The 25,229-nt window shown below is 68.2% G+C and carries 30 protein-coding genes and 1 tRNA gene; 13 read left to right on the top strand and 18 right to left on the bottom strand.

What is annotated here, in order from left to right; translation table 11 throughout:
• The first annotated feature begins 32 nt into the window (after positions 1-32).
• Both EV645_RS17810 and EV645_RS17805 read left to right on the top strand, forming a co-directional pair.
• Entirely contained in the window at positions 33-650 is a 618-nt protein-coding gene (locus EV645_RS17810; RefSeq protein WP_130445007.1) for a TetR/AcrR family transcriptional regulator, read from the top strand.
• Positions 651-691: 41 nt separating this feature from the next.
• Positions 692-1,141, top strand: a complete 450-nt coding sequence (locus EV645_RS17805; RefSeq protein ID WP_130445006.1) for a DUF6319 family protein — start codon at positions 692-694, stop codon at positions 1,139-1,141.
• A 134-nt stretch (positions 1,142-1,275) separates the two neighbouring features.
• On the opposite strand, the gene EV645_RS17800 is transcribed toward EV645_RS17805, so the two are convergent.
• A complete protein-coding gene (locus EV645_RS17800; protein WP_130445005.1) occupies positions 1,276-1,689 on the bottom strand; it encodes a zinc-binding dehydrogenase in 414 nt (137 codons plus the stop codon).
• A gap of 431 nt (positions 1,690-2,120) precedes the next feature.
• Between EV645_RS17800 and EV645_RS17795 the strand changes: the two genes are divergently transcribed.
• From EV645_RS17795 to EV645_RS17785, 3 genes are read left to right on the top strand one after another with little or no spacing between them, the layout of a single operon-like run.
• Positions 2,121-2,657 carry a DUF6817 domain-containing protein gene (locus EV645_RS17795; RefSeq protein WP_130445004.1) on the top strand — a complete coding sequence of 179 codons (537 nt, stop codon included), beginning with the start codon at positions 2,121-2,123 and terminating at the stop codon, positions 2,655-2,657.
• Between the two features lie 26 nt (positions 2,658-2,683).
• Positions 2,684-3,613, top strand: a complete 930-nt coding sequence (locus tag EV645_RS17790) for an alpha/beta fold hydrolase (RefSeq protein ID WP_157997092.1) — start codon at positions 2,684-2,686, stop codon at positions 3,611-3,613.
• Positions 3,614-3,644: 31 nt separating this feature from the next.
• Positions 3,645-4,061 carry a hypothetical protein gene (locus EV645_RS17785; RefSeq protein ID WP_130445002.1) on the top strand — a complete coding sequence of 139 codons (417 nt, stop codon included), beginning with the start codon at positions 3,645-3,647 and terminating at the stop codon, positions 4,059-4,061.
• Here EV645_RS17785 and EV645_RS17780 read toward each other — a convergent pair.
• From EV645_RS17780 to EV645_RS17750, 7 genes are all read right to left on the bottom strand, one after another.
• The gene (locus EV645_RS17780; RefSeq protein WP_130445001.1) at positions 4,051-4,770 is read right to left on the bottom strand and encodes a PIG-L deacetylase family protein; all 720 of its coding nucleotides are present in this window, start codon (positions 4,768-4,770) and stop codon (positions 4,051-4,053) included. The genes EV645_RS17785 and EV645_RS17780 overlap by 11 nt on opposite strands.
• A 108-nt stretch (positions 4,771-4,878) precedes the next feature.
• Positions 4,879-6,177 carry a D-arabinono-1,4-lactone oxidase gene (locus EV645_RS17775; RefSeq protein WP_130445000.1) on the bottom strand — a complete coding sequence of 433 codons (1,299 nt, stop codon included), beginning with the start codon at positions 6,175-6,177 and terminating at the stop codon, positions 4,879-4,881.
• Positions 6,174-7,340, bottom strand: coding sequence for an amino acid deaminase/aldolase (locus tag EV645_RS17770; RefSeq protein WP_130444999.1), 1,167 nt, complete (start codon positions 7,338-7,340; stop codon positions 6,174-6,176). Before EV645_RS17770 ends, EV645_RS17775 begins: the two co-directional genes overlap by 4 nt.
• Positions 7,341-7,382: 42 nt before the next feature.
• Complete coding sequence (locus EV645_RS17765) at positions 7,383-8,183, bottom strand: hypothetical protein (RefSeq protein WP_130444998.1); 801 nt, start codon at positions 8,181-8,183, stop codon at positions 7,383-7,385.
• On the bottom strand, positions 8,180-9,535 hold the full coding sequence (locus EV645_RS17760) for a M15 family metallopeptidase (protein WP_242000485.1): 1,356 nt from the start codon (positions 9,533-9,535) through the stop codon (positions 8,180-8,182). The genes EV645_RS17765 and EV645_RS17760 overlap by 4 nt, the downstream gene beginning before the upstream one ends.
• An 84-nt stretch (positions 9,536-9,619) precedes the next feature.
• Entirely contained in the window at positions 9,620-10,720 is a 1,101-nt protein-coding gene (gene dapC / locus EV645_RS17755) for a succinyldiaminopimelate transaminase (protein WP_198681743.1), read from the bottom strand.
• Positions 10,721-10,783: 63 nt separating this feature from the next.
• The gene (locus EV645_RS17750; RefSeq protein ID WP_130444996.1) at positions 10,784-11,254 is read right to left on the bottom strand and encodes a MarR family winged helix-turn-helix transcriptional regulator; all 471 of its coding nucleotides are present in this window, start codon (positions 11,252-11,254) and stop codon (positions 10,784-10,786) included.
• 86 nt (positions 11,255-11,340) lie between these two features.
• Here EV645_RS17750 and EV645_RS17745 point away from each other — a divergent pair, with 86 nt between their 5' ends.
• Positions 11,341-11,718 carry a DoxX family protein gene (locus tag EV645_RS17745; RefSeq protein WP_130444995.1) on the top strand — a complete coding sequence of 126 codons (378 nt, stop codon included), beginning with the start codon at positions 11,341-11,343 and terminating at the stop codon, positions 11,716-11,718.
• 29 nt (positions 11,719-11,747) lie between these two features.
• Complete coding sequence (locus EV645_RS17740) at positions 11,748-12,812, top strand: FAD-dependent oxidoreductase (RefSeq protein WP_130444994.1); 1,065 nt, start codon at positions 11,748-11,750, stop codon at positions 12,810-12,812.
• Here the strand turns inward: EV645_RS17740 and EV645_RS17735 are convergent.
• The 6 genes from EV645_RS17735 to EV645_RS17710 form a co-directional block, all read right to left on the bottom strand.
• Positions 12,803-13,141 carry a GroES family chaperonin gene (locus tag EV645_RS17735; RefSeq protein WP_132210994.1) on the bottom strand — a complete coding sequence of 113 codons (339 nt, stop codon included), beginning with the start codon at positions 13,139-13,141 and terminating at the stop codon, positions 12,803-12,805. The genes EV645_RS17740 and EV645_RS17735 overlap by 10 nt on opposite strands.
• Positions 13,138-13,401, bottom strand: coding sequence for a DUF3618 domain-containing protein (locus EV645_RS17730; RefSeq protein WP_130444993.1), 264 nt, complete (start codon positions 13,399-13,401; stop codon positions 13,138-13,140). The genes EV645_RS17735 and EV645_RS17730 overlap by 4 nt, the downstream gene beginning before the upstream one ends.
• Before the next feature lie 68 nt (positions 13,402-13,469).
• The gene (locus tag EV645_RS17725; RefSeq protein ID WP_130444992.1) at positions 13,470-14,513 is read right to left on the bottom strand and encodes a glucose 1-dehydrogenase; all 1,044 of its coding nucleotides are present in this window, start codon (positions 14,511-14,513) and stop codon (positions 13,470-13,472) included.
• Positions 14,514-14,517: 4 nt separating this feature from the next.
• On the bottom strand, positions 14,518-15,360 hold the full coding sequence (locus EV645_RS17720; RefSeq protein ID WP_130444991.1) for a transglutaminase family protein: 843 nt from the start codon (positions 15,358-15,360) through the stop codon (positions 14,518-14,520).
• Positions 15,357-16,301 (bottom strand): alpha-E domain-containing protein, encoded by a 945-nt coding sequence (locus EV645_RS17715; RefSeq protein ID WP_130444990.1) that lies wholly within the window; start codon positions 16,299-16,301, stop codon positions 15,357-15,359. The genes EV645_RS17720 and EV645_RS17715 overlap by 4 nt, the downstream gene beginning before the upstream one ends.
• A gap of 16 nt (positions 16,302-16,317) precedes the next feature.
• Positions 16,318-17,895, bottom strand: a complete 1,578-nt coding sequence (locus EV645_RS17710) for a circularly permuted type 2 ATP-grasp protein (protein WP_130444989.1) — start codon at positions 17,893-17,895, stop codon at positions 16,318-16,320.
• A 54-nt stretch (positions 17,896-17,949) separates the two neighbouring features.
• Here EV645_RS17710 and bcp point away from each other — a divergent pair, with 54 nt between their 5' ends.
• The 4 genes from bcp to EV645_RS17690 all read left to right on the top strand — a co-directional run bounded on the left by bcp (position 17,950) and on the right by EV645_RS17690 (position 21,058).
• On the top strand, positions 17,950-18,417 hold the full coding sequence (gene bcp / locus EV645_RS17705) for a thioredoxin-dependent thiol peroxidase (protein WP_130444988.1): 468 nt from the start codon (positions 17,950-17,952) through the stop codon (positions 18,415-18,417).
• Positions 18,418-18,767: 350 nt separating this feature from the next.
• The gene (locus tag EV645_RS17700; protein ID WP_242000484.1) at positions 18,768-20,399 is read left to right on the top strand and encodes a substrate-binding domain-containing protein; all 1,632 of its coding nucleotides are present in this window, start codon (positions 18,768-18,770) and stop codon (positions 20,397-20,399) included.
• 53 nt (positions 20,400-20,452) lie between these two features.
• Positions 20,453-20,533: transfer RNA gene (locus tag EV645_RS17695), tRNA-Leu, on the top strand.
• Between the two features lie 195 nt (positions 20,534-20,728).
• Complete coding sequence (locus EV645_RS17690; protein WP_130444986.1) at positions 20,729-21,058, top strand: nucleoside triphosphate pyrophosphohydrolase family protein; 330 nt, start codon at positions 20,729-20,731, stop codon at positions 21,056-21,058.
• 1 nt (position 21,059) lies between these two features.
• Here EV645_RS17690 and EV645_RS17685 read toward each other — a convergent pair whose 3' ends face one another.
• Positions 21,060-22,271 carry a PEP/pyruvate-binding domain-containing protein gene (locus EV645_RS17685; RefSeq protein ID WP_242000483.1) on the bottom strand — a complete coding sequence of 404 codons (1,212 nt, stop codon included), beginning with the start codon at positions 22,269-22,271 and terminating at the stop codon, positions 21,060-21,062.
• A 78-nt stretch (positions 22,272-22,349) separates the two neighbouring features.
• Here EV645_RS17685 and EV645_RS17680 point away from each other — a divergent pair, with 78 nt between their 5' ends.
• Both EV645_RS17680 and EV645_RS17675 read left to right on the top strand, forming a co-directional pair.
• The gene (locus tag EV645_RS17680; protein WP_242000482.1) at positions 22,350-22,721 is read left to right on the top strand and encodes a hypothetical protein; all 372 of its coding nucleotides are present in this window, start codon (positions 22,350-22,352) and stop codon (positions 22,719-22,721) included.
• On the top strand, positions 22,718-23,314 hold the full coding sequence (locus tag EV645_RS17675) for a transcriptional regulator (RefSeq protein WP_130444983.1): 597 nt from the start codon (positions 22,718-22,720) through the stop codon (positions 23,312-23,314). The genes EV645_RS17680 and EV645_RS17675 overlap by 4 nt, the downstream gene beginning before the upstream one ends.
• Here the strand turns inward: EV645_RS17675 and EV645_RS17670 are convergent.
• The 3 genes from EV645_RS17670 to rph are packed head-to-tail and all read right to left on the bottom strand — an operon-like array spanning position 23,311 to position 25,222.
• Positions 23,311-23,901 carry an ASCH domain-containing protein gene (locus EV645_RS17670; RefSeq protein WP_130444982.1) on the bottom strand — a complete coding sequence of 197 codons (591 nt, stop codon included), beginning with the start codon at positions 23,899-23,901 and terminating at the stop codon, positions 23,311-23,313. The genes EV645_RS17675 and EV645_RS17670 overlap by 4 nt on opposite strands.
• Before the next feature lie 2 nt (positions 23,902-23,903).
• Complete coding sequence (rdgB, locus tag EV645_RS17665) at positions 23,904-24,509, bottom strand: RdgB/HAM1 family non-canonical purine NTP pyrophosphatase (RefSeq protein WP_130444981.1); 606 nt, start codon at positions 24,507-24,509, stop codon at positions 23,904-23,906.
• Entirely contained in the window at positions 24,506-25,222 is a 717-nt protein-coding gene (gene rph / locus EV645_RS17660; protein ID WP_130444980.1) for a ribonuclease PH, read from the bottom strand. Before rph ends, rdgB begins: the two co-directional genes overlap by 4 nt.
• Between the last annotated feature and the right edge of the window lie 7 nt (positions 25,223-25,229).

Raw genomic sequence — 25,229 nt, 5'->3', positions numbered from 1 at the left:
AAGGCAACGTGCGTTGCAATACAATCGCCTTTATGGACGCTGGAACGTCGCGGAACCGGAACCGTCGCGGGCAGGGGGAACTGCTGCGGCAGGAGATCATCGAGGCCGCGTTGCGGATGCTGAACGAGCTCGGTGACGACGAGGCGCTCTCGCTCCGCGCGGTCGCCCGCGAGGTCGGGATCGCGGCGACGTCGGTCTACATCCACTTCGCCGACCGCGACGAGCTCGTGTTCGCGGCGCTCGAGAAGTCCACGACCGACCTCCTCCGCGACCTCGAGCAGGCCGAGGACAGCGCCGGAGACGATCCGGTACGCCGGCTACGCGCGCGGCTCATCTTCCTCGGCACGTGGGTGCGCGAGTACTCCGGTCTCTACAAGGTGCTGCACGAAAGCACGCTGAACCGGCGGATGAATCTGGCCTTCAAGGAGGAGTTGGGTGTCCGCGCGAAGGCCGCCGTGCAGGCCTGCATGGATGCCGGCCTGGCGCCCGCGGACGACGCGACCGCGGTGGCGTTCGATCTGCGGGCCGCGGTGCACGGCGCGGTCTCGATCCGGATCAACGAGCCGGAGGCCGATCTCCCGCCGCTGGCAGACCAGATCGACCGCTTCCTGGTGAAGCTGGTTGGCCTACGAATCGAACATGTGTTCTAATAGTCACACAGCGCCAGTCCCAGAAGGAGATCGCCGCAACGATGACTGTAGACACTCTGGCAGTAGAGACGCCGTCCGACCTCGCCGACACTCCCGACCTCGTCAACCCGTCGGCGGCCGCGGCCGAAACGACGCCCGAAACGGCTGAAGCCACGTCCGCTCCGGTCGAGGCTCCGAAGCCGAAGAAGGCGCCGGCGAAGAAGGCCGTCGGCAAGAAGGCGAAGACCATCGAGCTCACGCTCACGCTCACCGTCACCGGGACGGCGGACGGCGAGTGGCACGCCGAGCTCAAGCAGGGTACGACGTACCTGGCCCGCGACCTGGCCGTTGCCGCGGCCGCGGTGTCCCGCGCGGCCAAGGAGCTGCACGAGGACCTCTCGACCCCGATCGACGAGGTCATCGAGGAGGCCCGCTCCCAGCAGGCCGCCAAGGTGGCCGCGCTCGAGGCCGAGCTGGAAGCCGCCAAGAAGGCTCTCGCCGACCTGGACTGAGCCAGACCCGATTGAGCTTGACCTGATCCCGACGCAGGACTCCCCGTGGTAGTCACCTTCCCTGATCACCACGGGCAGCAAATGCAGAACCCGTCCGCAACTGTGTGAGGTGGTTGCGGACGGGTTCTGGGGATCTACTCGGCTTGGGTCTTGAGCACGATGCGGAGGTTCGCCTTGGGCTGGTGTTGCCAGGCATCCTCGGCCTGCTCGAGCGGGAACGTCTCGATGATCGGCCGGATGTCCTTCAGCACCGCGAAGTTCAACGTGTCCTCGGAGTCCTGTGCAACCCCGGAGTACCAGCCGGACACCGACAGCCGGCCCTCGGAGAGCGCGTGGCCGGTGACCTGGATCGGGTCGCTGCCTTCGAGGACGATGAGCTCACCGTTCGGGCGCAGACCTTTGACCAGGTCCGACTGCAGGTCAGCGCGAGGGACAGTCGCGAGTACGAAGGCCGCGCCGCCGAGCGCCTGCAACGCCTCGCCGGCGTCACCCTTGTTGCTGTCGATGTACTCGTCCGCCCCGTACTGGCCCTGATCTGGCCCAAACACACCGCGAACCCGCTACTGCATCGGCTCCTCGAGGAGACCCGGCGCGCCCTGCATCCTTTGCCGACGGCAACGACCTAGCTCAGCGCGGTGGTCAGCGTGATGGTGAGCAGGGTCATCGTTGCCATGACGGCGATCAAGGTCCAGCGGGCTGCAGCGTTACTCATGGATTCATGGTCGGCAGCAGCATCGCCGGTGGGAATGGCTGAGCCGGGGTTTCAGGGGACGGTCCGGGGCGCGGTCCGGTGAAGTCCTGACTGCCGAACCCTCGGCCGCGACCTCGGGGAACGGGAAATGAACGGGGTGTGACCGAAACGGCACGCCGGAGCTGTGGGCGGCGGCGGGTGGTTGGCCTTACCGTGGGTGACCTGGGTCGGTCCGAAGGCCCTGATCTGTTCGAGCGATTTGGCCGCTCCGGGGTGAGAAGGGGTCAGATGAGCACTTTCGAGGACCTGGGTTCGCTGCTGCTGGTGCGCGGCGCCGACGAGATCGACCACGCGGGCGGAAGCCTGTACGTGCACCTGCACCGGGTCGCCAAGCGCCTGCGCTCTCTCGGCGCCTCCGACACGCTGGTGATCGCCGGCCTGGCCCACGCGGCGTACGGGACGGACGGCTTTCCCACCCACCTCTTCGACTGGCAGACCGAACGCCCGGTCCTGGAGTCGGTGATCGGCACCGAGGCCGAGCAGATCGTCTACCGGTACGGCGCGTGCGACCGCGAGACCACGTGGCGCGACCTCGCCGAGCACCGCACGGTCACCGACCGCTTCACCGGTACGTCGGAAGAGCTCGGCTCCGAGGACCTGCGCGACTTCGTCGACCTGACGATCGTCAACGAGCTCGACGTCCTCGACAACGATGCCAAGCGGGCGGTCAAACTCGGTCCGTTCCTCACCGAGCAGATCCCGCGCTGGCAGTCGCTGGCCTCCCCCGCCGTCCTCACCGAGTCGCAGCGCATGCTGCAGCTGTAACATCCTGCTGCTGTAACACTGGGGGCGTGAAACGGTTCCTGTGGCGGGGGTTCCTGGGACTTCTCGGGCTCTGGCTGATCGTCACCGCGGCATCGCTCGGCTACAACCTCGCCACCAACGGGACCGCCGCACCGCCGCCCGGCCTGAAGTACGTCGAAACCGGCGATATCAGCACCCGCTACGAGACCTGGGGTACGTCGGGCACGCCCGTCGTACTCGTCCACGGTGCAGCCGAATCCGTCGACACCTGGTCACGGCTCGTCCCGCTGCTCGCGACGAACCACCGCGTCTACGCGTACGACATCACCGGCTACGGGTACTCCGAGCGCAAAGCGCCGTACACGATCGAGCATCTCGCGGCACAGCTGCTCGGCTTCCTCGACGCGATGCACCTCGGCGGGCCTGGTGAACCGCGGCCGATCCTGGTCGGGCACTCGCTCGGTGCGGGCGTCGTTGCCGAGGCAACGCTGGAGGCGCCGAACCGGATGGCCGGGATCATGTTCCTCGACGGCGACGCGCTGCCGTTGCCCGGCGGGCAGGCGGGACCGCCTCGGTGGCTGATCGTCCCGCCGTACCGGACCTCGCTGTTCAGGCTCGTGCTCGACCAGGGCTGGCTGCTCAAGAAGATCTACAACAGCGTCTGCTCGCCGAACTGCCCGGCGATGAACGTCGACGACTGGACGCGTCCGTTCCGGCAGCCGGGCGCCGAGAAGGCGGTCTGGCAGATGACCGCGCACGGGATCCCGGCCGTGTCAGCTGATCGCCTCGCCAAGCTCCGCGACCTGCCCGTCCCGAAGTCGGTCGTGTTCGGGGCACTCGACACCAACGGCGGCAACGCGATCGAGACGGCCACCCGGATCGGGGCACCCGCGCCGACGCTGATCCCGAACGCGAATCACCTCACGCCGATCTCCAACCCGACCGAGGTGGCGGCGGCGATCAACGAACTTCGTTGATTCCCGGAAACCGGCGACGGATGATCGATTCATGGCCCGTTACGAAGTGGTTGCGCGCGCGAAAACCGATCGACGACTGACCAATTCCGCCTACCTCGAGCTCGCCCTCAAGTCCTGGTCGCTCGACAAGGGCATGCGGTTCCAGCGGGTCGAAGACCTTCCGGACGGGACGATCGCGATCGTCCTCCAGCAGAACCTCTCGCCGCGCAAGCACGACGCCGCGTGTGCGATGGCGAACCGGAGCCTGGCCCAGCTCGGGATCCCGGCCGGCCAGGTCCAGCAGATCGACCTGGTCCGGATGACCCGCAAGGGCGGTCGCGCGCTGGTCCGCTCGTGGGTCGGCCCGGGCAACCCGCCCGGCCCGGGCACCGCCGGCGATCGTGAGCCGCGGCACCCGAAGCCGATGCCTCCGCACCTGAACGCGTACCGCGAGCTCCCTACGGAGTGAAGACCTCGAACCGCGCACCGTACTTCGTGCCCAGCTGAGTGCCGGTCGGACGCGAAACGCCCTCGAGGAACTCCTCCGGGTCGAACGCGCGGTTCAGCCCGTCGATGTAGGCCTGGTGTGCCTTCAACGACTGCAGGCCGAGGTCGAAGCTGTCGGTGGTGTCCACCCCGTGCCGCGAGTTGGGTGAGCCGGCGGCCCAGACCTGCCGTACGCCGTCCCACCTGTCGCCGGCGTCCGGGAAGATCCAGCGGTTCGCGGCGTCCCGGACGGCGTCGACGACCGCGCGGCCGGTGTTGATGTGGTCGGCCTGGTTCAGCGCCACGTCGCCGTCCCAGGTGTCGCGGAAGTTGCCGGTGATGACGATCTCCGGCTGGTGCCGGCGGATCGCGGCGGCGATGACGCGCCGCAGCGGTACGCCGTACTCGATCGTGCCGTCGGGCTGGCCGAGGAACTCGACCGAGGACACGCCGACGATCCGGGCCGACTCGATCTCCTCGGCCTCCCGCAGCGGTCCGCACTCGGCCGGGTCGACACCGTCGATCCCCGCCTCGCCGGACGTCAGCAGGCAGTACACGATCTGCTTGCCCTGGCCGGTCCAGCGCGCGATCGCGGCCGCCGAACCCCACTCGAGGTCATCCGGGTGCGCCACAATCGCCAGCGCCTTCTGCCAATCCTCGGCCAATGGCTCGAGCCCCTCCGCAGTGCTCATCGACGTCCTCGCTTCGCTCCGGGCGCCGATGAGACACAACAGGCGCTGTATTGGATGATGAGCTCACTTCGTTCGCTCATGCACCGAAGGCTAGCGTCCGGCGGGGCGTCAGCCGAAGACCTGACGGGTGTACCGGTTCTCGAAGGTGCGTTGCGGGTCGAGGCGGTCGCGGACGGCGAGGAAGTCGTCGAAGTGCGGATACCGCTCTTGTAGCTCGGTCGCCGTGAGCGTGTGCAGCTTGCCCCAGTGCGGCCGCCCGTCGTACTCGGCAACGATCTTCTCGAACGCCTGGAAGTACGGATCGTGCGGCAGCCGGTGGTACTGGTGGATCGCGATGTACGCCGTCTCGCGCCCTGACGCCGTCGATAACCAGATGTCGTCCGGCGCGGCCACCCGGACCTCGATCGGGAACGGGATCCGCGAGCCCGAGGTGTCGATCCAGTCGCGCAGCCGGCGGATCACCTCGACCACGTGCTCCCGCGGTACCGCGTACTCCGACTCGCGGAAGATCACGTTGCGCTCGGAACAGAACACCTTGTACGACGAGTCGACATACTCTCGCGCCGACAATGCGCGCGAGGCGAGCTGGTTGATCCGCGGAACCATCCCGGGCCGCCGCACGGCGAGGCGGTTGGTCAGCTCGAAGACCTTGTTGGACAGCAGCTCGTCGTCGACCCAGCCGCGGATCCGGCCGACCGGTGACGCGTCGACGCCCGCCGCGACCCGGTTGTTGCGCTTGGTCAGCGCGATATCGGTGTGCGGGAACCAGTAGAACTCGAAGTGATCGTTGCCATCAGCAAGCTCATTGAAACCGTCCAGTACGTCGGCCATCGGCAGCGGCATCTCCTGCGCGCGGAGCAGGAACGCCGGCACGCAGTGCAGCGTCAGCGAGCTGATCACGCCGAGCGCGCCGACCGAGACCCGGGCCGCTGCGAAGACGTCCGGATTCTCCTCGGCCGAGCAATGCAGGACTGAGCCGTCCGCGGTGACCAGGTCGAGCGCGACGACCTGCGTGGCAAGGCCGCCGAGCCCTGCGCCGGTCCCATGCGTGCCGGTAGAGATCGCGCCGGAGATCGTCTGCTTGTCGATATCGCCGAGATTGGCCATCGCGAGGTCGAAGGCGGCCAGCCCGGCGTTGAGCTTCCGCAGGTCGGTCCCCGCGCCGACCGTCACCCGGCCGGAATCCTTGTCGGCGTGGGTGATCGACGACAGGCCGTCGAGGCGGATCATCACCTGCTGCGGCACCGAGCAACCCGTGAACGAGTGCCCCGAGCCGACCGCCTTGAGCTTCTTGCCCTGCTCGGCGGCGGACTTGACCGCCGCGGCGAGCTCGTCGGTCGACCCCGGGCGCAGGGTCTCGATACCGGTCGCCGACTCCGTGCCGGACCAGTTCCGCCAGGTGCTCATCCGAAGTTCTTCCCTTCGCCGCGGTAGGTGACCAGCTCGCTCACCTGATCCCTCGACTCACCTGAGCCGATCGCGTGCACGACGTCGAACCGCTCCAGCATCTCGCCCGCCTTCGCGTAGCGCATCCATACTCTGTCGCCGAGATTCAGCCGATCGGCTGAATGTCCCTGGACCGGAGTCTGCACCTCGCCGGCGCCTTCGGTCCCGAGCAGCTTCAGGCCGGACGGCCAAGCAGGCAAGGGCAACCGCGACTTCTTCGCCGGCCCTGAGGCCACGTATCCGCCGCCGAAGAGCGTGGCGATGCGGGGCGCGGGACGGCGTACGACGTCGAGGGCATAGGCCATCGCGTGCTCCGGCTGGAAGACGTCGTACTTGTCGAAGAGGGTCGGGCCGTAGAGACCGGAGCCGGCGGTGACCTCGGTGACGGACGGGTCGGCGCTGCTGATCTCCAGGCTGCCCGTCCCGCCGCTGTTGACGATCCGCAGCGCGGCGATCTGCTTGACCGCGTCCACGACCGCACCACGGCGATCGGCGAGCTCGGCGGCCGAACGACGCTTGACCCAGCGGACGGCCGGTGAGGTATCGGGCAGGCCGGCGATCTGCGCCTCGTAGAACATCACGCCGGTCAGCTCGAACGCGTCGTCGGCGGCGACGGTGCGGGCGAGGGCCGCGACGTCGGCCGGGGTGCGCAGCGGCGAACGGCGTACGCCGAGGTGCTGGCCGAAGACGCGGAGCGAGGCGTCGACGTCGAGGCAGACCTGGATGCGGGCGGTGCCGGTCGCGGCCGCCTTGATGTACGCGAGGTGCTCCGGCGAGTCGATCATCAGCGTGATCCGGGCCGCCGCTTCCGGGTCCTCGGAGAGCTCGCGCAGAGCGGTGCGGTGGGTGGTCGGGTAGCCGAGCAGGATGTCGTCGACGCCGTTCCGCGCGAGCCAGAGGGCCTCGGGGAGCGCGTAGCTCATCACGCCGTGGAAGCCGGGGCGCTCCAGCGCGGCGGCGATCAGCGCGCGACAGCGGACCGACTTGGAGGCGATCCGGATCGGCGTACCCGCGGCACGGCGGACCAGGTCGTCCGCGTTCCGGCGGAAGGCGTCGAGATCGATCACCGCGTACGGCGCGTCCAGGCCCGCGGTCAGACGGGCATACCGGTCGAAGTCACCCATAACCGGAGTGTAGGTCACGAAATACTGAAAGGTAATACAACTTTAGGATTCGTCTATCACCAGTTCCAGGGCAGGTACGACGGTGTGGGCCCAGTCGGACTGCTTGTCCGGTTGAGCGGAGGTGGTTGCGAGCAGGGCGACTGTGGAGCCGTGGACCACTGAGAGGTCGACGTAGGCCTCGGCTCCGGCGTACGAACGAACTGCGGCAGTTGCCGTGGTGGTTGCCCAGAGCTGTTTGACGGACAGGTCACCGCCCGAGCCGCAGGCCTTCATGCGGGCCTGGTATCCGGCGTAGTAGCTGGTCGCCTGCCCAGAGTCCTTGAAGCGTAGGAGGAGGGCGGTGGCGGGCTGGTTGTCGGCGGTGCGGTAGCTGCCGGTCAGGGCGTACGCCGGGATGGGGAGCGTGCCGGTGACGGGCTTACCTGCGCAGCCGGAGGGCAGAGCCTCGTACGAGGCCTGGTGGGGGTCTCGACGGCGGGTCCAGGTGTTGTTGCCGATGAAACCGGCCTCAGCGCCACCCGGATCGGTGTAGGTCTTCCAGCCCGAGCCGAGCTTGTCGGGAGTCGGCAGGTTGTGGGCGGTGAGCGGTCCGGCGTTGGCAGGCGGCGGTGCGGTCGCCTGCTCCGGCACCTCCGGTGGGACGGCCGCATCCGTGGGCTTGGCGGTGCTCATCGTGGCGGGCGGCACCGGCACGGTCCCACCGACTGTGCTGGGGATGACCGGCGTTGCGGACTGCTTGACGACACCCGGCTGCTGGGCAGCCGAGTTCGAACTGCAGCCTGCGAGCACCAGCATCCCAGCAACCATCACACCGGCGCCCAGGCGCCGGCCGACGCGGCTCACTTCGGCTCGAAGTGCTGGTAGTCGGGCTTGGCCCAGCCGGCGCCCCAGAAGTAGCCCTGCGCAACCAGCGCCTTCGTGGCGACGCTGCTCGCGAACAGCATGCCGGGACGCGCCGGTGTACGCGTGCGGTACGCCAGCCCGTTCGACGGGTACCAGACGCCGTTCGCGGCCAGGTACGGGTTCTCGACGGTGTTGATGTCGATCGCCCACCCGTACGAGTGCGGCGACAGCGAGTACGGATCACCGGTCACCCGCCGGCAGTTGAACGCCGACGTGTTGTCGGCTGCCATCGACTTCACGTCACTGCCGCCGAACACGTCCACCCGCCGCATCTGCCGGATCGGGAACTTCGACGCGAACGTCGTGGTCCAGACCGTGATCATCTTCGCCACGGCGGCGTCCCGCAGGATCAACTCGCCGCGGTGCACGTGGCCGTCGAAACCCCAGTAGTTCAGCTGCAGCAGCCGCAGCGACGCCGGTGCGACCGGGCACCCGGCGCGGTACGTGTTCGGCACCATCGCGGCGGACACGGCGTACACCTTGGGGTTGAGGGCGGCTTTGACGACGATCGTGGCCAGGCCGGAGTACTCCATCGCGGCCTGACTGACATACCTGGTGACGACGCGCACCGTCCGGGTGGCCGGCAGGTCGTCGGGGATCCGGAGCCGGAAGTTGCCCTTGGCATCCATGACCCCGATGTTGAGCAGCTGCCACTTGCCGCTGCCGAGATAGCTCTGCAGCGCGAGCTCCTTGCCCGGCTCGGCCGGCACCATCCGGCCGGTGACCGAGACGCCGGTCAGCGTGGCATACCAGGCCGCCGGGGTGTTGATCAGGATCTTCCGGTCCTGGATCGGCACGGTCCGGTACGCCGAGATCGCGAGCGCGGTCTCCGCCTTCACACCGATCATCGTGCGGAACGCCCAGGTCCCGGTGTACGCCGAGATGTAGCTGAAGCGGTACACGCCGCCGACAGTGGTGCGCGTCGACGCACGCAGTACCCAGGCGCCGGGGACGCGCTGCCACAAGGTGATGTACGACCCGGTGATCGGCTGGCTGATCTTGCCGGTGAAGATCGTCGGCTTGTCCTCCCAGGACGCGGCCGGCTGATCCAGAGTGATCGACCAGGCCGGCGTGGGAGTCGCAGCCGGTGTGGGAATGGCCGCGGGTGTGGGAGTCACCACCGGCTTGGGCGTCGGCGTCGACGCTGGAGTCGACGCTGGAGTCGACACAGCAGTAGACGCCGGCGTCTCGGTCGGTGTGACGCTCGGCGATGGGGAGTCGTCCGCGTGCGCGACACTCACCGGCCCCAGACCCAGCAGCACCGCAACAGCGACCCCAACGAAGCGTCTCATCCGCCTCACCCTCCCCTTGACGACTCCTACCCCCTATAAGAGGCGGCCACACCGGGAGACGTCACAGGGGAGCGGAGACTTTGTTTAGTCCTGCAGCCGCTTGACCGCGGAATCGATGCGTTCGTCGGTCCCAGTGAGCGCGACACGGACGTGCCGCTCACCAGCAGTGCCGTAGAACGCACCGGGAGCGACCAGGATGCCCCGGTCCGCCAGAGCCCCGACGGAACCGTAAGCGTCGTACGACGGGTGCGACGCCCACAGGTAGAGCCCGCCGTTGGACAGCGTGATCTCCCAGCCCGCATCAGTCAGCGCGTCCCGCAGCACCGCACGCCGACGGAGGTAGCGGGCACGCTGCTCCTCCACGTGCACGTCGTCCGCGAACGCGGCAGCCATCGCAGCCTGGATCGGCGACGGCACCATCAGCCCGGCATGCTTGCGTACGGCAAGCAGCTCGGTCACCACGGTCGGGTCACCGGCCACGAAGCCACCGCGGTATCCGGCCAGGTTGGACCGCTTCGACAGCGAGTGCACTGCGAGCAGGTTGTCGAAGCTGCCACCGGACACATCCGGATGCAGCACGGACACCGGCTTCTCGTCCCAGCCGAACTCGGTGTAGCACTCGTCGCTGACCAGCAGTACGTCGTTCGCCCGCGCCCACTCGACCGCACGGCGCAGATCGTCCGCAGGGGTAATCTCACCGGACGGATTACGCGGAGAGTTCAGGTATGCGACCCGCACCGGCCCGTCGTACGTCGTGGGGTCCGCAACCGGCACGCTGGTCGCGCGGGCGAGCGCAGCGCCCGCCTCGTACGTCGGGTACGCCAGGTCCGGGATGAGGACGGTGTCACCTGCGCCGATGCCCAGCAGCGTCGGCAGCATCATGATCAGCTCTTTCGTGCCGATCACGGGCAGTACGCCGCTCTGCGCGTCCACGCCGGTCACGTCGAGACGCCGAGCCATCCAGTCCACAGCCGCCTGCCGCGCAGCCGACGTACCAAGAGTCGTCGGGTACGACGGGGCGTCGGCGGCGTCGGCCAGCGCCTTCTTCACCAGCTCGGGCACCGGGTCCACCGGACTGCCGACGGACAGGTCGACGATGCCGTCGGGATGCTCGGCCGCCTTCTGCTTGTACGGGGCGAGCTTGTCCCACGGGAAGTCTGGCAACCGGCTGGAGGTCTCGAAGATCACGGGCCTATTCTCCCCCGCCCGCCGATCGCGCCGCCTCCGCCTGCCCGCTCCGCGAGAAACTCAGCAGTCCTTGCCCGGGTCGACCTTGGCGAGAATCGTGTCGGCAATGTCCTTCAGCTGCGCCAGTTGCTCCGGGCTGAGCACGTCGACGACGTACTCACGAACGGTCGCGACATGCCCTGGCGCGGCGGCGACGAGGAACTCGTAGCCGCTGTCGGTGATGGTTGCGACGGTGATCCGCCCGTCGTCCTCTGCCGGGCGGCGCTCGACGAACCCGCGCTGCTCGAGGCGCTTGACCACGTGGGAGAGCCGCGACAACGAGCCGTTCGCGAAGCCGGCCAGGTCGCTCATCCGCCGCGACCGCCCCGGCGACTCCGACAGCCCGGCGAGCACGAGGTACTCGAAATGGGTCAGCCCGGAGTCTCGCTGCAGCTGGTAGTCCAGCACTCCGGGCAGCTTGAAGAGCAACGCGGCCAGCGACATCCAGGTCGCCAGCTCCTCCCGCTCGAGCCACTGCGCATCCCCCGGCATGACGCCATTCTACCGAATACTTGACGCTTCAAGTCAGTTGCCTCTAGCTTTGAGTTGACGCATCAACCAATAACCGAGAGTGGGACATGAACGTCTTTCTGTGGATCGTCGCCGGACTGCTGGCCGCCTTCTTCCTCGCCGCGGGCGTGACGAAGCTGAGCCAGAGCCGCCGCAAGCTGCTGGCCAACGGCAACATGAAGTGGGTCGAGGACTTCTCGGCCGGCGCGATCAAGCTGATCGCAACGGCCGAGGTGCTCGGCGCGATCGGCCTGATCCTGCCGGGCGCGCTGGACATCGCGCCGGTGCTCGTCCCGCTCGCCGCGACTGGCCTCGCCGTCATCATGGCCGGCGCGATCATCACCCACGGCCGCCGCAAGGAGCTGCCGCCGATCGCCATCAACACGGTCGTCCTGGTCCTGGCCGTCCTGGTGGCGATCTTCCGGTTCGGCCCCAACAGCTTCTGAGGCTGCCCCGGTCTCCGTACGCTGCTGCAATGACGTACGACGTGGCGGTGGTGGGGGCCGGTGCGATGGGCTCGGCGGCGGCTCGTGCGCTGGCGGCGGCCGGGCGGGAGGTCGTCGTACTGGAGCAGTTCACACTCGGGCACGAGCGGGGTGGGTCGCACGGCGGGACGCGGTTGTTCCGTCCGGCGGCCGATGACGCCGAGGTGGCCGAGCTGACCGAGCGGGCCCGGCCGTTGTGGCGTGAGCTGGAGGCGGACTGCGGCGAGACGCTGCTCGAGGAGACCGGTGGGATCGACCACGGGCTCGGTGACGAGTCGGTCGAGACGTTCCGGTTGTTGCATGCGGCAACCGGGTCGGTGCTCGCCCCGGAGGAGGCTGCCGAGCGGTGGCCCGGGTTCCGGTTCGAGAGTCCGGTGCTCTACCAGCCGGGTTCAGGCCGGCTGTACGCCGATCGCGCCGTGCACGCGCTGCAGACCGTGGCTGCTCGGCTGGGTGCGGAGTTTCGCGTGCAGTCGCCAGTGCGGGCGCTGCGGATGCACGACGAGCTGGTGGAGCTCGACGTACCTGGTGGGGCTGTGCGGGCGCAACAGGTCGTTGTGACTGCTGGACCCTGGACTCCGAAGCTGGTGCGCGGTCTGACGCCGTTGCCGCCGTTCAGGGTGACGCAGGAGCAGCCTCGCTTCTTCACTCCGCTGTCCGAGGACCTGGAGTGGCCGAGCTTCGTGCACTGGGGCCCTGACAGCTATGGCCTCTACGAACCAGGGTCTGGGGTGAAGGTCGGACTGCACGCGAGCGGGCCGGAGGTTGACCCCGACACCAGGGACTTCCGGCCGGAGCCGGAGCGGGACGCGGCCCTGCTGCGGTACGTCGAGCAGTGGTACCCCGGGCTGGATCCAGCCCGGTCCACTGCGATCAGTTGCCTCTACGACAACGCGCCGTCAGCCACCTTCGTGATCGACCGGGCCGGACCGATCACCGTGGCAGCTGGGTTCTCCGGGCAGGGCTTCAAGTTCGTGCCACTGGTGGGCGCGTTCGTCCGTGACCTGGTCACCGGTGGGCCGGCGACGCCGACCCACTTCCGTTTTCAGAGATAGAGGCCGGTCTGACCGTCTTCGAGGCGGCCGGCCGCGACCGCGTGCAGGTCGCGCTCGCGCAGCAGGATGTAGTCGTCGCCGCGCACCTCCACCTCGGCCCGGTCCTCCGGGTCGAAGAGAACGCGGTCGTCGACCTCCACCGTCCGCACGTTCGCGCCGACCGCCACCACCTTGGCCCAGGCGAGCCTGCGGCCCATCTGCGCGGTGGCAGGGATCAAGATGCCGGCCGACGACTTGCGCTCGCCCTCCTGCTCGAGGGAGACCAGGACGCGGTCGTGCAGCATCCGGATCGGGAGTTTGTCGTCGGACAGCCGTTTGCGTGGAGTCACCGGCGACCCACCAGCCGGCGGATCACCAGCAGTACGCCGACGACGCCGACCACCGCACCGGCGACCGCGACGATCTTCTGGGTCCGCAGCTGGCCCTGCTCGTCGAAGACCTGGGCCTTGGCCTGCTCGACCTGCCGCAGGGCCACGTTCTTCGGGTTCGCGCGGTCGACCAGCTCGTCGACGGTCGAAGCCAGGCGCAACCGGGTGGCGGCGATATCCGCCTCGATCTGCTCGGCGGTCCGAGCCTTCGTGTCCGACACCTGTCGACACTCCTTCCATCCGCGGGGCATGCCCCGATCTGCCCCTCGTCACCCACCATCCTCGCAGGTCATCCCTGCAAGTCCACGACCACCTTGATGTCGTCCGGTTCCCGCACCAATGCATCCGGCCACTGCGACAGCGGCACGGTCCGGGTGATCAACCGCTGCAGCCAGGCCCGGTCAGCCGCGAGCAGCACGTCGACAGCGTCCGCGTAGTGCCGTTTGCCCGCATTCACCGTCCCTACCAACGCGGCGTTACGCACCACTAACTGCCGGACCAGCGCGTCCAGCTGTACGTCGACAGTCGCCGGCCCGGGGTGGATCCCGGCCAGGCACATCACACCGGCCGGTGGGAGCAGCGACGCGCAGTCGAACACCAGCTGCCCGGCTCCGGTCGCCTCGATCACTACATCCGGCACAACACCGAGCTGGCTCAGGTCTGTCAGGTACGTCCCGCCCAGCGCCCGTACCAGCTCCGGCTTCGGCCCGTCCGTGACCCTGTCCAGCACATGTACGTCGTACCCGCGCTGCCGGGCGATGAGCGCCGCGAGCAGCCCGATCGGACCAGCACCTGTGACAAGCACGTGCTGCGGACCGAACCACGACCGCGCGCCGACCTGGTCCACCTGCTCCCAGGCCTTGGTCAGGATGCTGGCCGGCTCCACGAGTACGCCGAGCTCTCGCAGCTCAGCAGGCACGAGTACGGCGAAGTACGGGTCGACCCGCCAGCGCTCAGCGCCGTACCCGTCCATCTCCTTGATGCCGCGCTCGGTGTACAGCCCGTTGCGGCAGAAGTCCCACTCGCCGCGCGCACACGCCGGACAGGGCACGGGGTCCGGTCGGCGGACCACTCCGGCCACCAGGTCGCCGGGAGCGAAGCCCGAGCCAATAGGTGCTTCCAGCACGCGCCCGAGCGACTCGTGTCCGATGACGAGGTGGTCCGATCCCGGACGTCCGCTGCCGAACGCCCCGGAGACCAACTCGAGGTCGGTCCCGCAGATGCCTGTCAGCAGGCCCTCCACGAGGATCGAACCGTCGGCAACGGGAGGCTCCGAGACCTCGCCTACTGTCGCCGAGTCGGACTTGCCCGGCGTCACTGTCATGGCCCGCATGGGCTCAGGCTAACCGGGTCATGTCGACGGTCACCTCGATGGCCGTCGCAGCGCCACCGGAGTAGATGCCCTTCAGCGGCGACACGTCGCCGTAGTCCCGCCCGGTCGCCACCCAGACGTGCCGGTGGCCGATCGGGATGTCGTTGGTCGGGTCGAATCCCCACCACTCACCGGTCCACGCCTCCACCCACGCGTGGCTCTCACCGACGACCGTCTCGCCCACTGCCGCATCCGGCTTCGTGTGCAGGTATCCGGAGACATAGCGAGCCGGTACGTCGACCGCCCGCAGCATGGCCAGCGTCAGGTGCGCGTAGTCCTGACAGACGCCCTCACCGGCCTGCCAGGCGTCTACAGCCGACGAGTGCACGCCAGTCGTGCCACGCTGGTACGTCAGCATGTCGTGCACCCTCTCCGACACAGCCAGCACAGTCTCCTGCGGCGTACGGCCCTTGCGTAGCGAGCGCGCAATCGCAGCGAGCTCACGGTGCTTCGGGACGTAGCTGGTCCACTCCAGGTACTCCGCATACGCGTCCAGCACCTCAGGCGACTTGAGCTGGGACCAGGTGGCGTCGACTGACGGTGCGGTCTGGTCGGTCGTCTCGACGACGGAGGCTGCGATCACCTTCAGCTCGGTGTGCGGAGTGTGGAGATCGAAGGAGTTGACCTCAGTACCCCAGTAGTCCGTGTACTTGTAAGCGCGGGTCGCGGGGACTGTCTCCAGCCGCGCCACCATGAGGTTCTGCCGATCGTCGTGACGCGGGGTCAGCCTGGCCTCGTTGTAGGACTGCGTGACGGCAGTCGCGTACCTATAGCCCGTCGTGTGCACCACCCGGAGACGCCAGTTCACAGGTTCACCTCCGCGTTGTTCCACTCGATCCACGGCACCGCATGGAAGTACTGGCGCGACACGGCCTCGCCCACCTCGCGGACTGTGGTCTGCAGGTCCTGCAGTCTGCCGGTGAGGTTGTCCAGCAGGTCCGCCGGTCGCAGGAACTCCAGATCGCTGCGGGCCTTGCCCAGCAACCGCGCCGCCTCCGCACCAGCACCGATCCGCGCGGCCGGCCCGTGGTCGAGGTCGTCGAGACAGGACTCCGCCTGCTGCAGCGCATGGAACACCGACCTTGGGAACAACCGGTCCATCAACAAGAACTGCACGACCCGCGACGCATCCAGTGCACCCCGGTACGTCCGCAAGTAGGTGTCATGCGCACCTGCAGAACGCAGTACGGTCACCCAGCCTGGTGAGGTCGGACGGTCGTCGACTCGGGACATCAGCATCCGGACGATCATGTCGACGCGCTCCACCGAGCGACCGAGCACGAGGAATCGCCAGCCGTCGTCGCGGCTCATCGTGGAGTCGGCCAGTCCGGCGAACATCGCCGCCCGGTCCTCCACGAACGTGAAGAACTCATGCGGCCCCACGCGCCGCGCAGCCCGCTGCCGCTCGGGTACGGCGTTCCACATGGCGTTGATGCACTGCCACAGCTCACTCGACACCACCTCGCGCGCGACGCGGGTGTTCTCGCGAGCGCTGCCGATCGAGGACACGATCGATCCGGTCTCCGGCGACATCGCGACCAGCTCGGTCAGACCCCACACGTCGAGCGTGCTGCCGTCGGGCGGGGTGATGCCGAGGACCGAGAGCAGCCTGCGGCTGGCCGTGTCCGCGTCGACGGTGGCGTCCTCGAGCAGTTGGTGGACCGAGACGTCGAGGATCCGCGCGGTGTCGTCCGCGCGTTCGACGTACCGGCCGATCCAGTACAGCGACTCGGCGTTGCGTGCGAGCATCGTCAGCACCTCCCCATCACTGTTGCTGCTGCTGTTGGGCGACGTTCAGTTCCGGACCGCGCTCCGGCGTCGACGCACCGTCCTGCTTCACCGTCGCCGTACCAAGACCGGGACCGCGGAGCTCGGCGTCCTCGTCGGACGCTCTGGGCGCCAGCACCCACGTGTCCTTGGAGCCGCCGCCCTGTGACGAGTTGACGATCAGACTGCCCTCGGGAATCGCCACTCTGGTCAGTCCACCGGGCAGAACGAACACGTCGTCGCCGTCGTTCACCGCGAATGGCCGCAGGTCCACATGTCGTGGCTGCAACCGTTCACCCACCTTCGTGGGCACAGTGGACAGCTGTACGACGGGCTGCGCGATCCAGCCGCGCGGATTGGCCTTGATACGACGCCGCTGCGCCTGGAGCTCCTTCGGCGAGGCATCCGGCCCGAAGACGATGCCGTACCCGCCGGAGCCCTCCACCGGCTTGGTGACCAGCTCGTCGAGACGGTCCAGTACTTCGGTCTGTTCTGCGGGCAGCCAGCACCGGTACGTGTCGACGTTCGGCAGCAGAGGTGTCTCGCCGAGGTAGTACTTCAGGATCTCGGGCAGGTACGTGTAGATCAGCTTGTCGTCGCCGACGCCGTTGCCGATGGCGTTGGCGATGACGACGTTGCCTGACCGTGCTGCGTTCACCATGCCGGCCACACCGAGCGCTGAGTCGGGCAGGAAATGCACCGGGTCCAGGAACTCGTCGTCGATCCGCCGATAGATCACATCGACTCGTTGCTCGCCCTCCGTGGTCCGCAGGTAGATCACGTTGTTGCGGGCGAACAGGTCCCGCCCCTCGACCAGCTCCACTCCCATCTGGCGAGCCAGCAGCGAGTGCTCGAAGTACGCCGAGTTGTAGACGCCCGGTGTCAGCACTACGACGTTCGGATCGGTCGCACTGGCCGGAGCCGCAGCCCGTAGCGCCCGGAGCAGATGTACTGCGTAGTCGCCGACCGCGCGTACCCGGTGCTTGGCGAACAGGTCCGGGAAGACCCGCGCCATCGTCCGACGGTTCTCCATCACGTACGACACCCCTGACGGGCTGCGCAGGTTGTCCTCGAGCACGCGGAAGTCACCCTGCTCGTCGCGGACCACGTCGATGCCGGCCACGTGGATGCGTACGCCGTTCGGCGGTGCGATACCTGCGGCCTGCCGGTGGAAGTGTTCGCAGGAAGTGATCAGCCGGCGAGGCAGGACTCCGTCCTCGACGATCTGCTGGTCGCCGTAGATGTCAGCGAGGAATGCCTCCAGTGCACGGACACGCTGGACCACGCCGCGCTCCAGCCGCGACCACTCCGCCGCAGTGATCACCCGCGGCACCAGGTCGAGCGGGAACGGCCGCTCCTCCCCCGACAGGCTGAACGTGATCCCCTGGTCGACCAGTGCCCGGTCCAACGCCTCGGCCCGGGTAGTCAGGTCGGCAGGTTGCAGTGGTTCGAGCGAGTCGTGCAGCCGCTTGTACGCCGTACGCACGCCGTCGACCGGGTCGAACATCTCGTCGTACGCCCCCGCGTGCGGGCGGCGCGGATCCAGGTAGCCGTCGAAGAGTTGGCGGGGACTCATGGGCGCATCTTGCCCGTACGATTGCGGCACTTCAATCAATTCCTGGAGGACCTGATGTCCGATCGTCTGTCCGTCGGCGACACCGCACCCGACTTCACCCTGCCCGATGCCGACGGCAACGACGTGGCGCTGAAGGACCTGCGCGGGAAGAACGTGATCGTCTACTTCTACCCGGCCGCGATGACCCCGGGCTGCACCAAGCAGGCCTGCGACTTCCGCGACTCGCTCGACTCGCTGCAGGCCCACGGGTACGCCGTACTCGGAATCTCCCCGGACAAGCCCGCCAAGCTGGCGAAGTTCCGCGAGCGCGACAGCGTGACGTTCCCGCTGCTCAGCGACCCCGACAAAGAGGTCCTGCAGGCGTACGGCGCCTTCGGCGAGAAGACCATGTACGGCAAGAAGGTGACCGGCGTGATCCGGTCCACGTTCGTCGTCGACCCGGACGGCAAGATCGCCGTCGCGCAGTACAACGTGAAGGCCACCGGGCACGTCGCCAAGCTGCGCCGCGACCTAGGGCTGTGAATCCACGCTGTTAAGAACAGTGTGAAAAGGCACCCTGCCCTGGGCCGTTCCGGAGGGAAACCTTCGACCGTTTCACGGAGATGGTCCATGGAACGGTCGTTTGACCAAACTGGTTGATGTGATTTGGATCACACCAGGATCTCACCGGACGGCGACTGCGCCGACACGGTCGGTGAGTTTTACAGCGTTCTTGTGAAAGAGCGGTACTGCGGGGACCACCCGCGTTCAACCACAGCTGTGTCAAGAATCGTCACGGCCTTCGCCCTGACCTGCCGAAACCGGGTAATCTGCGCGCGCAGTCAGCCTCTGGGAGGGAGGGACCTGCCGCGATGGGAAAACATTCCTCTGCGGTGACGGGAAGTAACAACAACCGCCGTTCGGTGTACATCACCGCGGTCGGCTTGTTGGTGCTTTCACTGGGAGCGGTGTTCGTGGTCCGCTCCTTCGGATCGGAATCGGGAGCCGACGGATTCCTCGGCGGCAACAAGGCGTGTGACGACCCGACACAGATCCAGATGGCGACCACGCCCGAGATGCAGTCCTCGCTCGAAGCCGCGGCCAAGTCGCTGGCGGCCAAGGGCGGCAAGGACGGCAACCCGTGCCTGCAGTTCACCATCACGGCGGCCCCGTCGTCCCAGATCGCACGCGACGTCGCACACGGCAGCGACAACCGGCCCGACCTCTGGGTGCCGGACTCCTCGCTGTGGGTCGCCCAGGCCGACGACGGCCAGAGCGTCCCGACTATCGCGGTCCAGTCCATCGCAACCTCGCCGTTGGTGCTCGTCGGCCGGCGGACGAACTTCGCTGACACGTCCTCGTGGCTGCGGATCATGAGCAAGACCCAGCCGGCCCTGCTCGACCCGCTGAGCACCTCGCCCGGCGCGCTCGCGCTGCTCGCGGTGCAGGCGGAGCGGGCGAAGACGTCCGCGTCCGAGACCCAGGTGTCGCAGGTGGTCGTTCCGCTGGCCCAGCGCCTCGGTTCGATGGCCAAGCCGTTCACGGACGCCGAGGCCCTGTTCGGCCGGGCGGACCAGGACGGCAGCACGACCATCGTGCCGGCGTCCGAGCAGAGCTTCGTCAAGTACCAGGAAGACCACCCGGACGCCCAGCTGCGAGCGATCCAACCGGCCACCGGCACGCTGTACCTGGACTACCCGATCGTGGTCACCGCCAAGTCGGACACCGACGCCGCGTCCAACGCCGCCCAGGCGCTGGCCGGTGAGCTGCTGACCGACTCGTCCGCGCAGGCACGTGACCAGGCCGGGTTCCGCGACACCCAGCTGAGCCCGCTCAGCGGCGGGCGCGGCGTCGGCGACGTCAACCAGCTGACCAAGCCGACCAGCGAGGCGATCGACACCACGCTGCAGAACTGGACCCGGCTGTCGCTGCTGACGCACTCGCTGGCAGTCATCGACGTCTCCGGTTCGATGGCCGACAAGGTCGGCACGAAGACCCGGATGCAGCTGACGATCGAGGCGGCGGCGGGCGGCCTGAGCCTGTTCCCGGACAGCGCGTCGCTCGGCCTGTGGACGTTCTCGACCAAGATCGGGACGGACGGCGCCGACTACAAGGAGCTGGTCCCGATCGCACCGCTGTCGAAGCGACAGCGCGGGAAGATCGTCGACCAACTGAAGATCCAGCACCCGATCGCGAACGGTGGCACCGGTCTGTACGACACCGCGATCGCCGCGGTCCGCGCCGTACGGCAGGGCTACGACCAGCGTGCGGTCAACTCGATCCTGCTGTTCACCGACGGCAAGAACGACGACCCGGGCAGCCCGACCCTGGCCCAGGCGGTCAACACCCTGCGCGGCCTGCAGGACCCTGGCCGCCCGGTCCGCATCATCGCGCTCGGCATGGGCCCCGAGGTGAACGCCGACGAGCTCAGCGCCCTGGCCCAGGCCACCGGCGGCCAGGCGTACGTCGCCCGCCAGCCCGGCGACCTGAAGAACGTCTTCATCGACGCCCTGCAGAGCCGCTGACGCAGTCGCCTCCCCTAGGATGTTCGTCTAGGGGAGGCGTCCGCGCCTCTTCAGCCAGAGTGGTGGAACGGCAGACACACCGGCTTTAGGTGCCGGCGCCCCCGGGCGTGCGGGTTCAACTCCCGCCTCTGGCACGACCCCGCATTGTTCACGCCGTCGCAAGCACGTCGACCGTGTACCAGCTCGACAGGACGTATACGTCTACTGCGTTCGCCCGCCCGCCTGGCCCTGCCTCGATTGCAAGCTAGTGGGCATATACGTCCTGTCGAGCTGCCCGCAGTACGCCGGGACCACGGCCCCAAACCTGATGCAGCACTAGGGTTGCGGCCATGCACTTGAACGAGTACCAGCAGGCCGCGCTCCGGACCGCGGCTCCGAAGGACAAGCACAACGAGGTCTTCCACCTGCTGCTCGGACTCGTCGGCGAAGCAGGCGAGCTCGCCGAGAAGGCGAAGAAGATCGTCCGCGACCAGGACAGCGACTTCACCCAGTGGGACCCCGACGACCTCAAGAAGGAACTCGGCGACACCCTCTGGTACATCGCAGTCCTCGCCGACTTCTTCGACATCCCCCTCGAACAGGTTGCCCACCAAAACCTCACCAAACTCGCCGACCGCCAAGCCCGAAGCATGCTCAGCGGCGGCGGCGACAACCGCTGACTCACGCCTGGATCTGGCCGGTGGTGCCGTTGATGGTCAACGGGGTGTTGTTGGGGATCTGGCTGGTGGCGTTTGGGACGGCCAGTACGGCGGGGATGCCTCGTTCTCTCGCGATGATGGCGGCGTGGGAGAGGACGCCGCCTTGTTCGGTGACGACGCCGGCGGCGATGGATAGGAGCGGGGTCCAGGCCGGGTCGGTGAAGGGGCAGACGAGGATGTCGCCAGGGCGGACTTGAGGGAAGTCGACTGGGCCGCGGACGATCCTTGCGGGGCCGGTCGCAGTGCCGTGACTGCCGGGAGTGCCGGTGAGGCTGGCTGGGGTGCCGGGGAGGCTGCCGGGCGTGCCGGTGAGGCTGCCGGGGGTGCCAGGGGTGGCGGTGAGGGTGCCTGCGGTGGCGGTAGGCGGGGCTGGGGTGCGGGTTGCGGGCGTGGATGGGGATGTGGCGGTGGGCGGCAGTTGGACGGTGATGGGGCGGGATTGTAGGAGCCAAGGGGTGTCGGCGGTGATGGCCCACTCGAGGTCTTGAGGGCCGCCTAGGGCGATTGCGGCCTGGTGGGCGAGGGCGGCTAGGTGTACGGCGGTTGCGTCGGAGAGGGTGGGGATCCGGCGGTGGGTGGTGGGGACCTGGTGGGTGCCGGACAGGGTGAGGGTGGTTTGTTTGTCGGCGATCGTGCGGGTGACTCTGCCGTCGGCGACTTGGTATCGGTCGGGGGTCACGCGGCCTTCGACGACGCTCGGACCTAGACCCCAGGAGGCCTCGATCGTCGTCGTGCCGTCGCCGGTGAACATCACCCCGGAGACGTCCGGGTCCAACTGGAGTTGGACGATCACGGCCATCGGCGGGGGCTCGGAGCCGTTGCGGTAAGCGACCGCTCGCGGCGACCACGCCGACGCACGGCAGGCGCGTACGGCGTCGAGAACCGCAGCCAACCCTCGTACGCCGAGGAAGCTGTCGTGCTGACCCGCCGCCGAGGTGTGTGCCGTGTCCTCGTTGGCAGCCGACGACCGTACGGCGACCAGCGGGTCCCCCATCCGCTCGAGCCACCGCCCAAGCTCATCCGCAATCCCACCGCGAGGCACGACCATCCCGTCCACGGCAGCGCCGGCGGGCACGACTACGCCATCCGGGACGGGGAGGCCGGCGCGGATCAAGGCGCCCAGCCCGCCGGCCTTGCCGCCGTAGGCGTCTACCGTCGCGTCTGCGAGCGGCACCAACACAAAGCTCTCCCATCAACGGAACGTTGACAACAGAATGTTGACAACGTTTTGTTGATGATCCACTGTTGGGGGATGCGAAGCAAGCAGGACTCGGATCAGGCTCAGGCTGAGCGGCAGCGTGAGGCCCGCGAACAGCTCCTCGCGAAGGGGGCGAAGGAGCTGCCGGCCCGACCATGGCGGCCGGCGCCGGTTCCGTTGTCGGCCGTGGATCTCACCCAGTTCGCGGCCTGGCGGTCGGCCGAGCTGACGGACGACGACCTGTTGGCCGCGCTCGCCCTACTGCCGGCTGCGCGGGCTGAGGTCGAGGAGGTCGAGTCGGGCCTGCTCTTCCTCGCGAGGAGCTCCGGGCTGACCTGGGCGGAGATGGCCGACGCGATGGGGTTCAGTTCGCCGCAGGCCTGTCAGCAGCGGTTCAACCGGCTCGCCGCGCGGATGGACTCATGATGCACCTGGTGCTGCACGCCGTGCGCCTGCTGGGATTCGCGGACACCCCGGTCGTCGCCCAGCGTTTCGACCTCCCGCAGCAAGCGGTCGAGGACGCACTCGAGGACGCTGAGGCGCAAGGCTGGACAACGCGCAGTACGTTCGCCGGCACCTCAGGCTGGTCGCTGACCGAGAGCGGCCGCGTGGAGAACGAGCGCCGCCTGGCGGCCGAGCTAAAGAACCCAGACGCGATTCATGAGGTGTACGCCGACTTCCTCCCGCTCAACGCCCTTCTCCAGCAGGCCTGCACCGACTGGCAACTACGCCCAACCCCCACCGACCCGCTAGCAGCGAACGACCACACCGACCCCGCCTGGGACGCGGGCGTCCTCCACGAGCTGAAAGCGATCGACACCGCCCTAGCCCCGATCGCCGCCAGACTGACGAGCGTCCTGCCCCGTTTCCAGGGCTACGACACCAGATTCTCCACCGCACTGGAACGCGCCACCGCAGGCGAGACCGCCTGGGTAGACCGCTCCGACGTCGACTCCTGCCACCGCGTCTGGTTCGAGCTCCACGAGGATCTGATAGCAACCCTCAACCTCAAACGCTAGTTGCCCAGAGCATCCAAATACGCCGCGCCACGAGGGCTGAGCTCGTAGCCGACCTCAAGGCTGTGGGTCAGGCCGAGGTTCTTCAGCTTGCGGACGTCGAGCTTGAACGGCGCGGTCTCCCGCCCGACCGAGGCCGCAAGATCTGCCGCCCGAGTAGCAGGCCGGGACTGGATCAGCTGGAGCGTCTCGGTCGTCCAGGCGCCGTGGTGGCTCAGCTGGTCGAACTGGGCGAGGCGGGCGCGGACGTCGGCGAGTTCTTCAGCCGACAAAGAAGATTGCGCGGCCAGCTCCTCCCGCGGATCCGCCCCTTCGACGAGATGGAAGCGGATCAGGAACGTCGGCATCGACTCGTCCCCACGCAACCGTCGCCGCACATCCTTCGCGTTGCGGCGGTCAGCCAGAGCAACTTCGGCATCGGTGTCCGCGATCAACTCCGGGTTGACCGTGCGGATGCTGTCGATCTCGATCCGGCCCGCGTTCGTGCGGTAGATCCGTCCCTCGACCACCCGCGGCTCGGCCCACCGCCGATAGGCGACGGTGATCTTCCCGTCCGCGACCCCATCCCGATCCGATCCTGCGAACAACATGGCTAGCTCCCCAACGCCTTCGCGACCAGCGGCGCGAGCGCGCGCAGCGCCTTGCCGCGGTGGCTGATCGCGTCCTTCTCCTCGATGGACAGTTCGGCCGTGGTCCGGTCGTACCCCTCGGCCTGGAACAGCACGTCGTACCCGAACCCGCCCGTCCCACGCAACGAACGGATGACCGACCCGCGCATCTCGCCGATCACGACCTCGTCGTCGGCATCCGGCCGTACGAACGCCACCGCCGCCACGAACGACGCCCCGCGCCGCTCGTCCGGGACGTCTTCCAACTGACCGAGCAGCAGCAGGTTGTTGGCCTGGTTGTCCTTCAAAGGCCCCGACCAGCGCGCCGACAGTACGCCGGGCATCCCGTTCAGCGCGTCGACGCAGATGCCGCTGTCGTCCGCGATCGACGGCAGCCCGGTCGCGGCCAGCGCGGCATGCGCCTTCAGCAGCGCGTTCCCCTCGAACGTCGGCTCGGTCTCGGCCGGCTCGTCGTACGCCGGTACGTCGCCGAGCCCCAGCACCTCGATGCCGGGCACGATCGGCGTCAGGATCCGCCGCAGCTCCTCGAGCTTCTTCTTGTTGTTCGACGCCAGCAGCACGCGACTCACGCCAGGGCCTCCTGCTGGATCTTGGCGAGCTCGGCGCAGCCCGAAACACCCAGGGAAAGCAGGCTGTCCAGCTCAGCGCGGTCGAACGGCGCGCCCTCGGCCGTGCCCTGCACCTCGATGAACTTGCCTTCGCCGGTGATCACCAGGTTCATGTCGGTCTCGGCCCGGACGTCCTCTTCGTAGCAGAGGTCCAGCATCGGCGCCCTGTCGATGATCCCGACCGACACCGCCGATACCGTCCCGGTCAGCGGCTCGCTCTTCAGCAGCTTCTTCTCGCGCAGGAACGACACCGCGTCCGCCAGTGCGACGTACGCGCCGGTGATCGCCGCGGTCCGCGTCCCGCCGTCGGCCTGCAGTACGTCGCAGTCCAGCAGGATCGTGTTCTCGCCGAGCGCCTTGTAGTCGATCACGGCCCGCAGCGAGCGCCCGATCAGCCGGGAGATCTCGTGCGTACGGCCGCCGATCTTGCCCTTCACGGACTCGCGGTCGGAGCGGGTGTTGGTCGCCCGCGGCAGCATCGCGTACTCCGCGCTGACCCAGCCGAGGCCCGACCCCTTGCGCCAGCGCGGCACGCCCTCGGTCACGCTCGCCGCGCACAGCACCCGGGTCCGCCCGAACTCGACCAGCACCGAGCCCTCGGCGTGGTCGAGCCAGTTCCTGGTGATCGTCACCGGGCGGAGCTGGTCAGCGGTACGTCCATCAATTCGGGCCATGAATCAG

The sequence above is a fragment of the Kribbella rubisoli genome, from assembly GCF_004217145.1.
Lineage (GTDB): Bacteria > Actinomycetota > Actinomycetes > Propionibacteriales > Kribbellaceae > Kribbella > Kribbella rubisoli.
The sequence above is the reverse complement of the archived record's forward strand: the minus strand, read 5'-3'. Positions and strand labels throughout refer to the sequence as shown.

Bases quoted from the DNA above. Each gene is read 5' to 3' on its own strand.
- EV645_RS17810 (WP_130445007.1), top strand. From the start codon at position 33: ATGGACGCTGGAACGTCGCGGAACCGGAACCGTCGCGGGCAGGGGGAA.
- EV645_RS17805 (WP_130445006.1), top strand. From the start codon at position 692: ATGACTGTAGACACTCTGGCAGTAGAGACGCCGTCCGACCTCGCCGAC.
- EV645_RS17795 (WP_130445004.1), top strand. From the start codon at position 2,121: ATGAGCACTTTCGAGGACCTGGGTTCGCTGCTGCTGGTGCGCGGCGCC.
- EV645_RS17785 (WP_130445002.1), top strand. From the start codon at position 3,645: ATGGCCCGTTACGAAGTGGTTGCGCGCGCGAAAACCGATCGACGACTG.
- EV645_RS17780 (WP_130445001.1), bottom strand. From the start codon at position 4,770: ATGAGCACTGCGGAGGGGCTCGAGCCATTGGCCGAGGATTGGCAGAAG.
- EV645_RS17775 (WP_130445000.1), bottom strand. From the start codon at position 6,177: ATGAGCACCTGGCGGAACTGGTCCGGCACGGAGTCGGCGACCGGTATC.
- EV645_RS17770 (WP_130444999.1), bottom strand. From the start codon at position 7,340: ATGGGTGACTTCGACCGGTATGCCCGTCTGACCGCGGGCCTGGACGCG.
- EV645_RS17760 (WP_242000485.1), bottom strand. From the start codon at position 9,535: ATGAGACGCTTCGTTGGGGTCGCTGTTGCGGTGCTGCTGGGTCTGGGG.
- EV645_RS17750 (WP_130444996.1), bottom strand. From the start codon at position 11,254: ATGCCGGGGGATGCGCAGTGGCTCGAGCGGGAGGAGCTGGCGACCTGG.
- EV645_RS17745 (WP_130444995.1), top strand. From the start codon at position 11,341: ATGAACGTCTTTCTGTGGATCGTCGCCGGACTGCTGGCCGCCTTCTTC.
- EV645_RS17740 (WP_130444994.1), top strand. From the start codon at position 11,748: ATGACGTACGACGTGGCGGTGGTGGGGGCCGGTGCGATGGGCTCGGCG.
- EV645_RS17725 (WP_130444992.1), bottom strand. From the start codon at position 14,513: ATGCGGGCCATGACAGTGACGCCGGGCAAGTCCGACTCGGCGACAGTA.
- EV645_RS17715 (WP_130444990.1), bottom strand. From the start codon at position 16,301: ATGCTCGCACGCAACGCCGAGTCGCTGTACTGGATCGGCCGGTACGTC.
- EV645_RS17710 (WP_130444989.1), bottom strand. From the start codon at position 17,895: ATGAGTCCCCGCCAACTCTTCGACGGCTACCTGGATCCGCGCCGCCCG.
- bcp (WP_130444988.1), top strand. From the start codon at position 17,950: ATGTCCGATCGTCTGTCCGTCGGCGACACCGCACCCGACTTCACCCTG.
- EV645_RS17690 (WP_130444986.1), top strand. From the start codon at position 20,729: ATGCACTTGAACGAGTACCAGCAGGCCGCGCTCCGGACCGCGGCTCCG.
- EV645_RS17680 (WP_242000482.1), top strand. From the start codon at position 22,350: ATGCGAAGCAAGCAGGACTCGGATCAGGCTCAGGCTGAGCGGCAGCGT.
- EV645_RS17675 (WP_130444983.1), top strand. From the start codon at position 22,718: ATGATGCACCTGGTGCTGCACGCCGTGCGCCTGCTGGGATTCGCGGAC.
- EV645_RS17670 (WP_130444982.1), bottom strand. From the start codon at position 23,901: ATGTTGTTCGCAGGATCGGATCGGGATGGGGTCGCGGACGGGAAGATC.
- rph (WP_130444980.1), bottom strand. From the start codon at position 25,222: ATGGCCCGAATTGATGGACGTACCGCTGACCAGCTCCGCCCGGTGACG.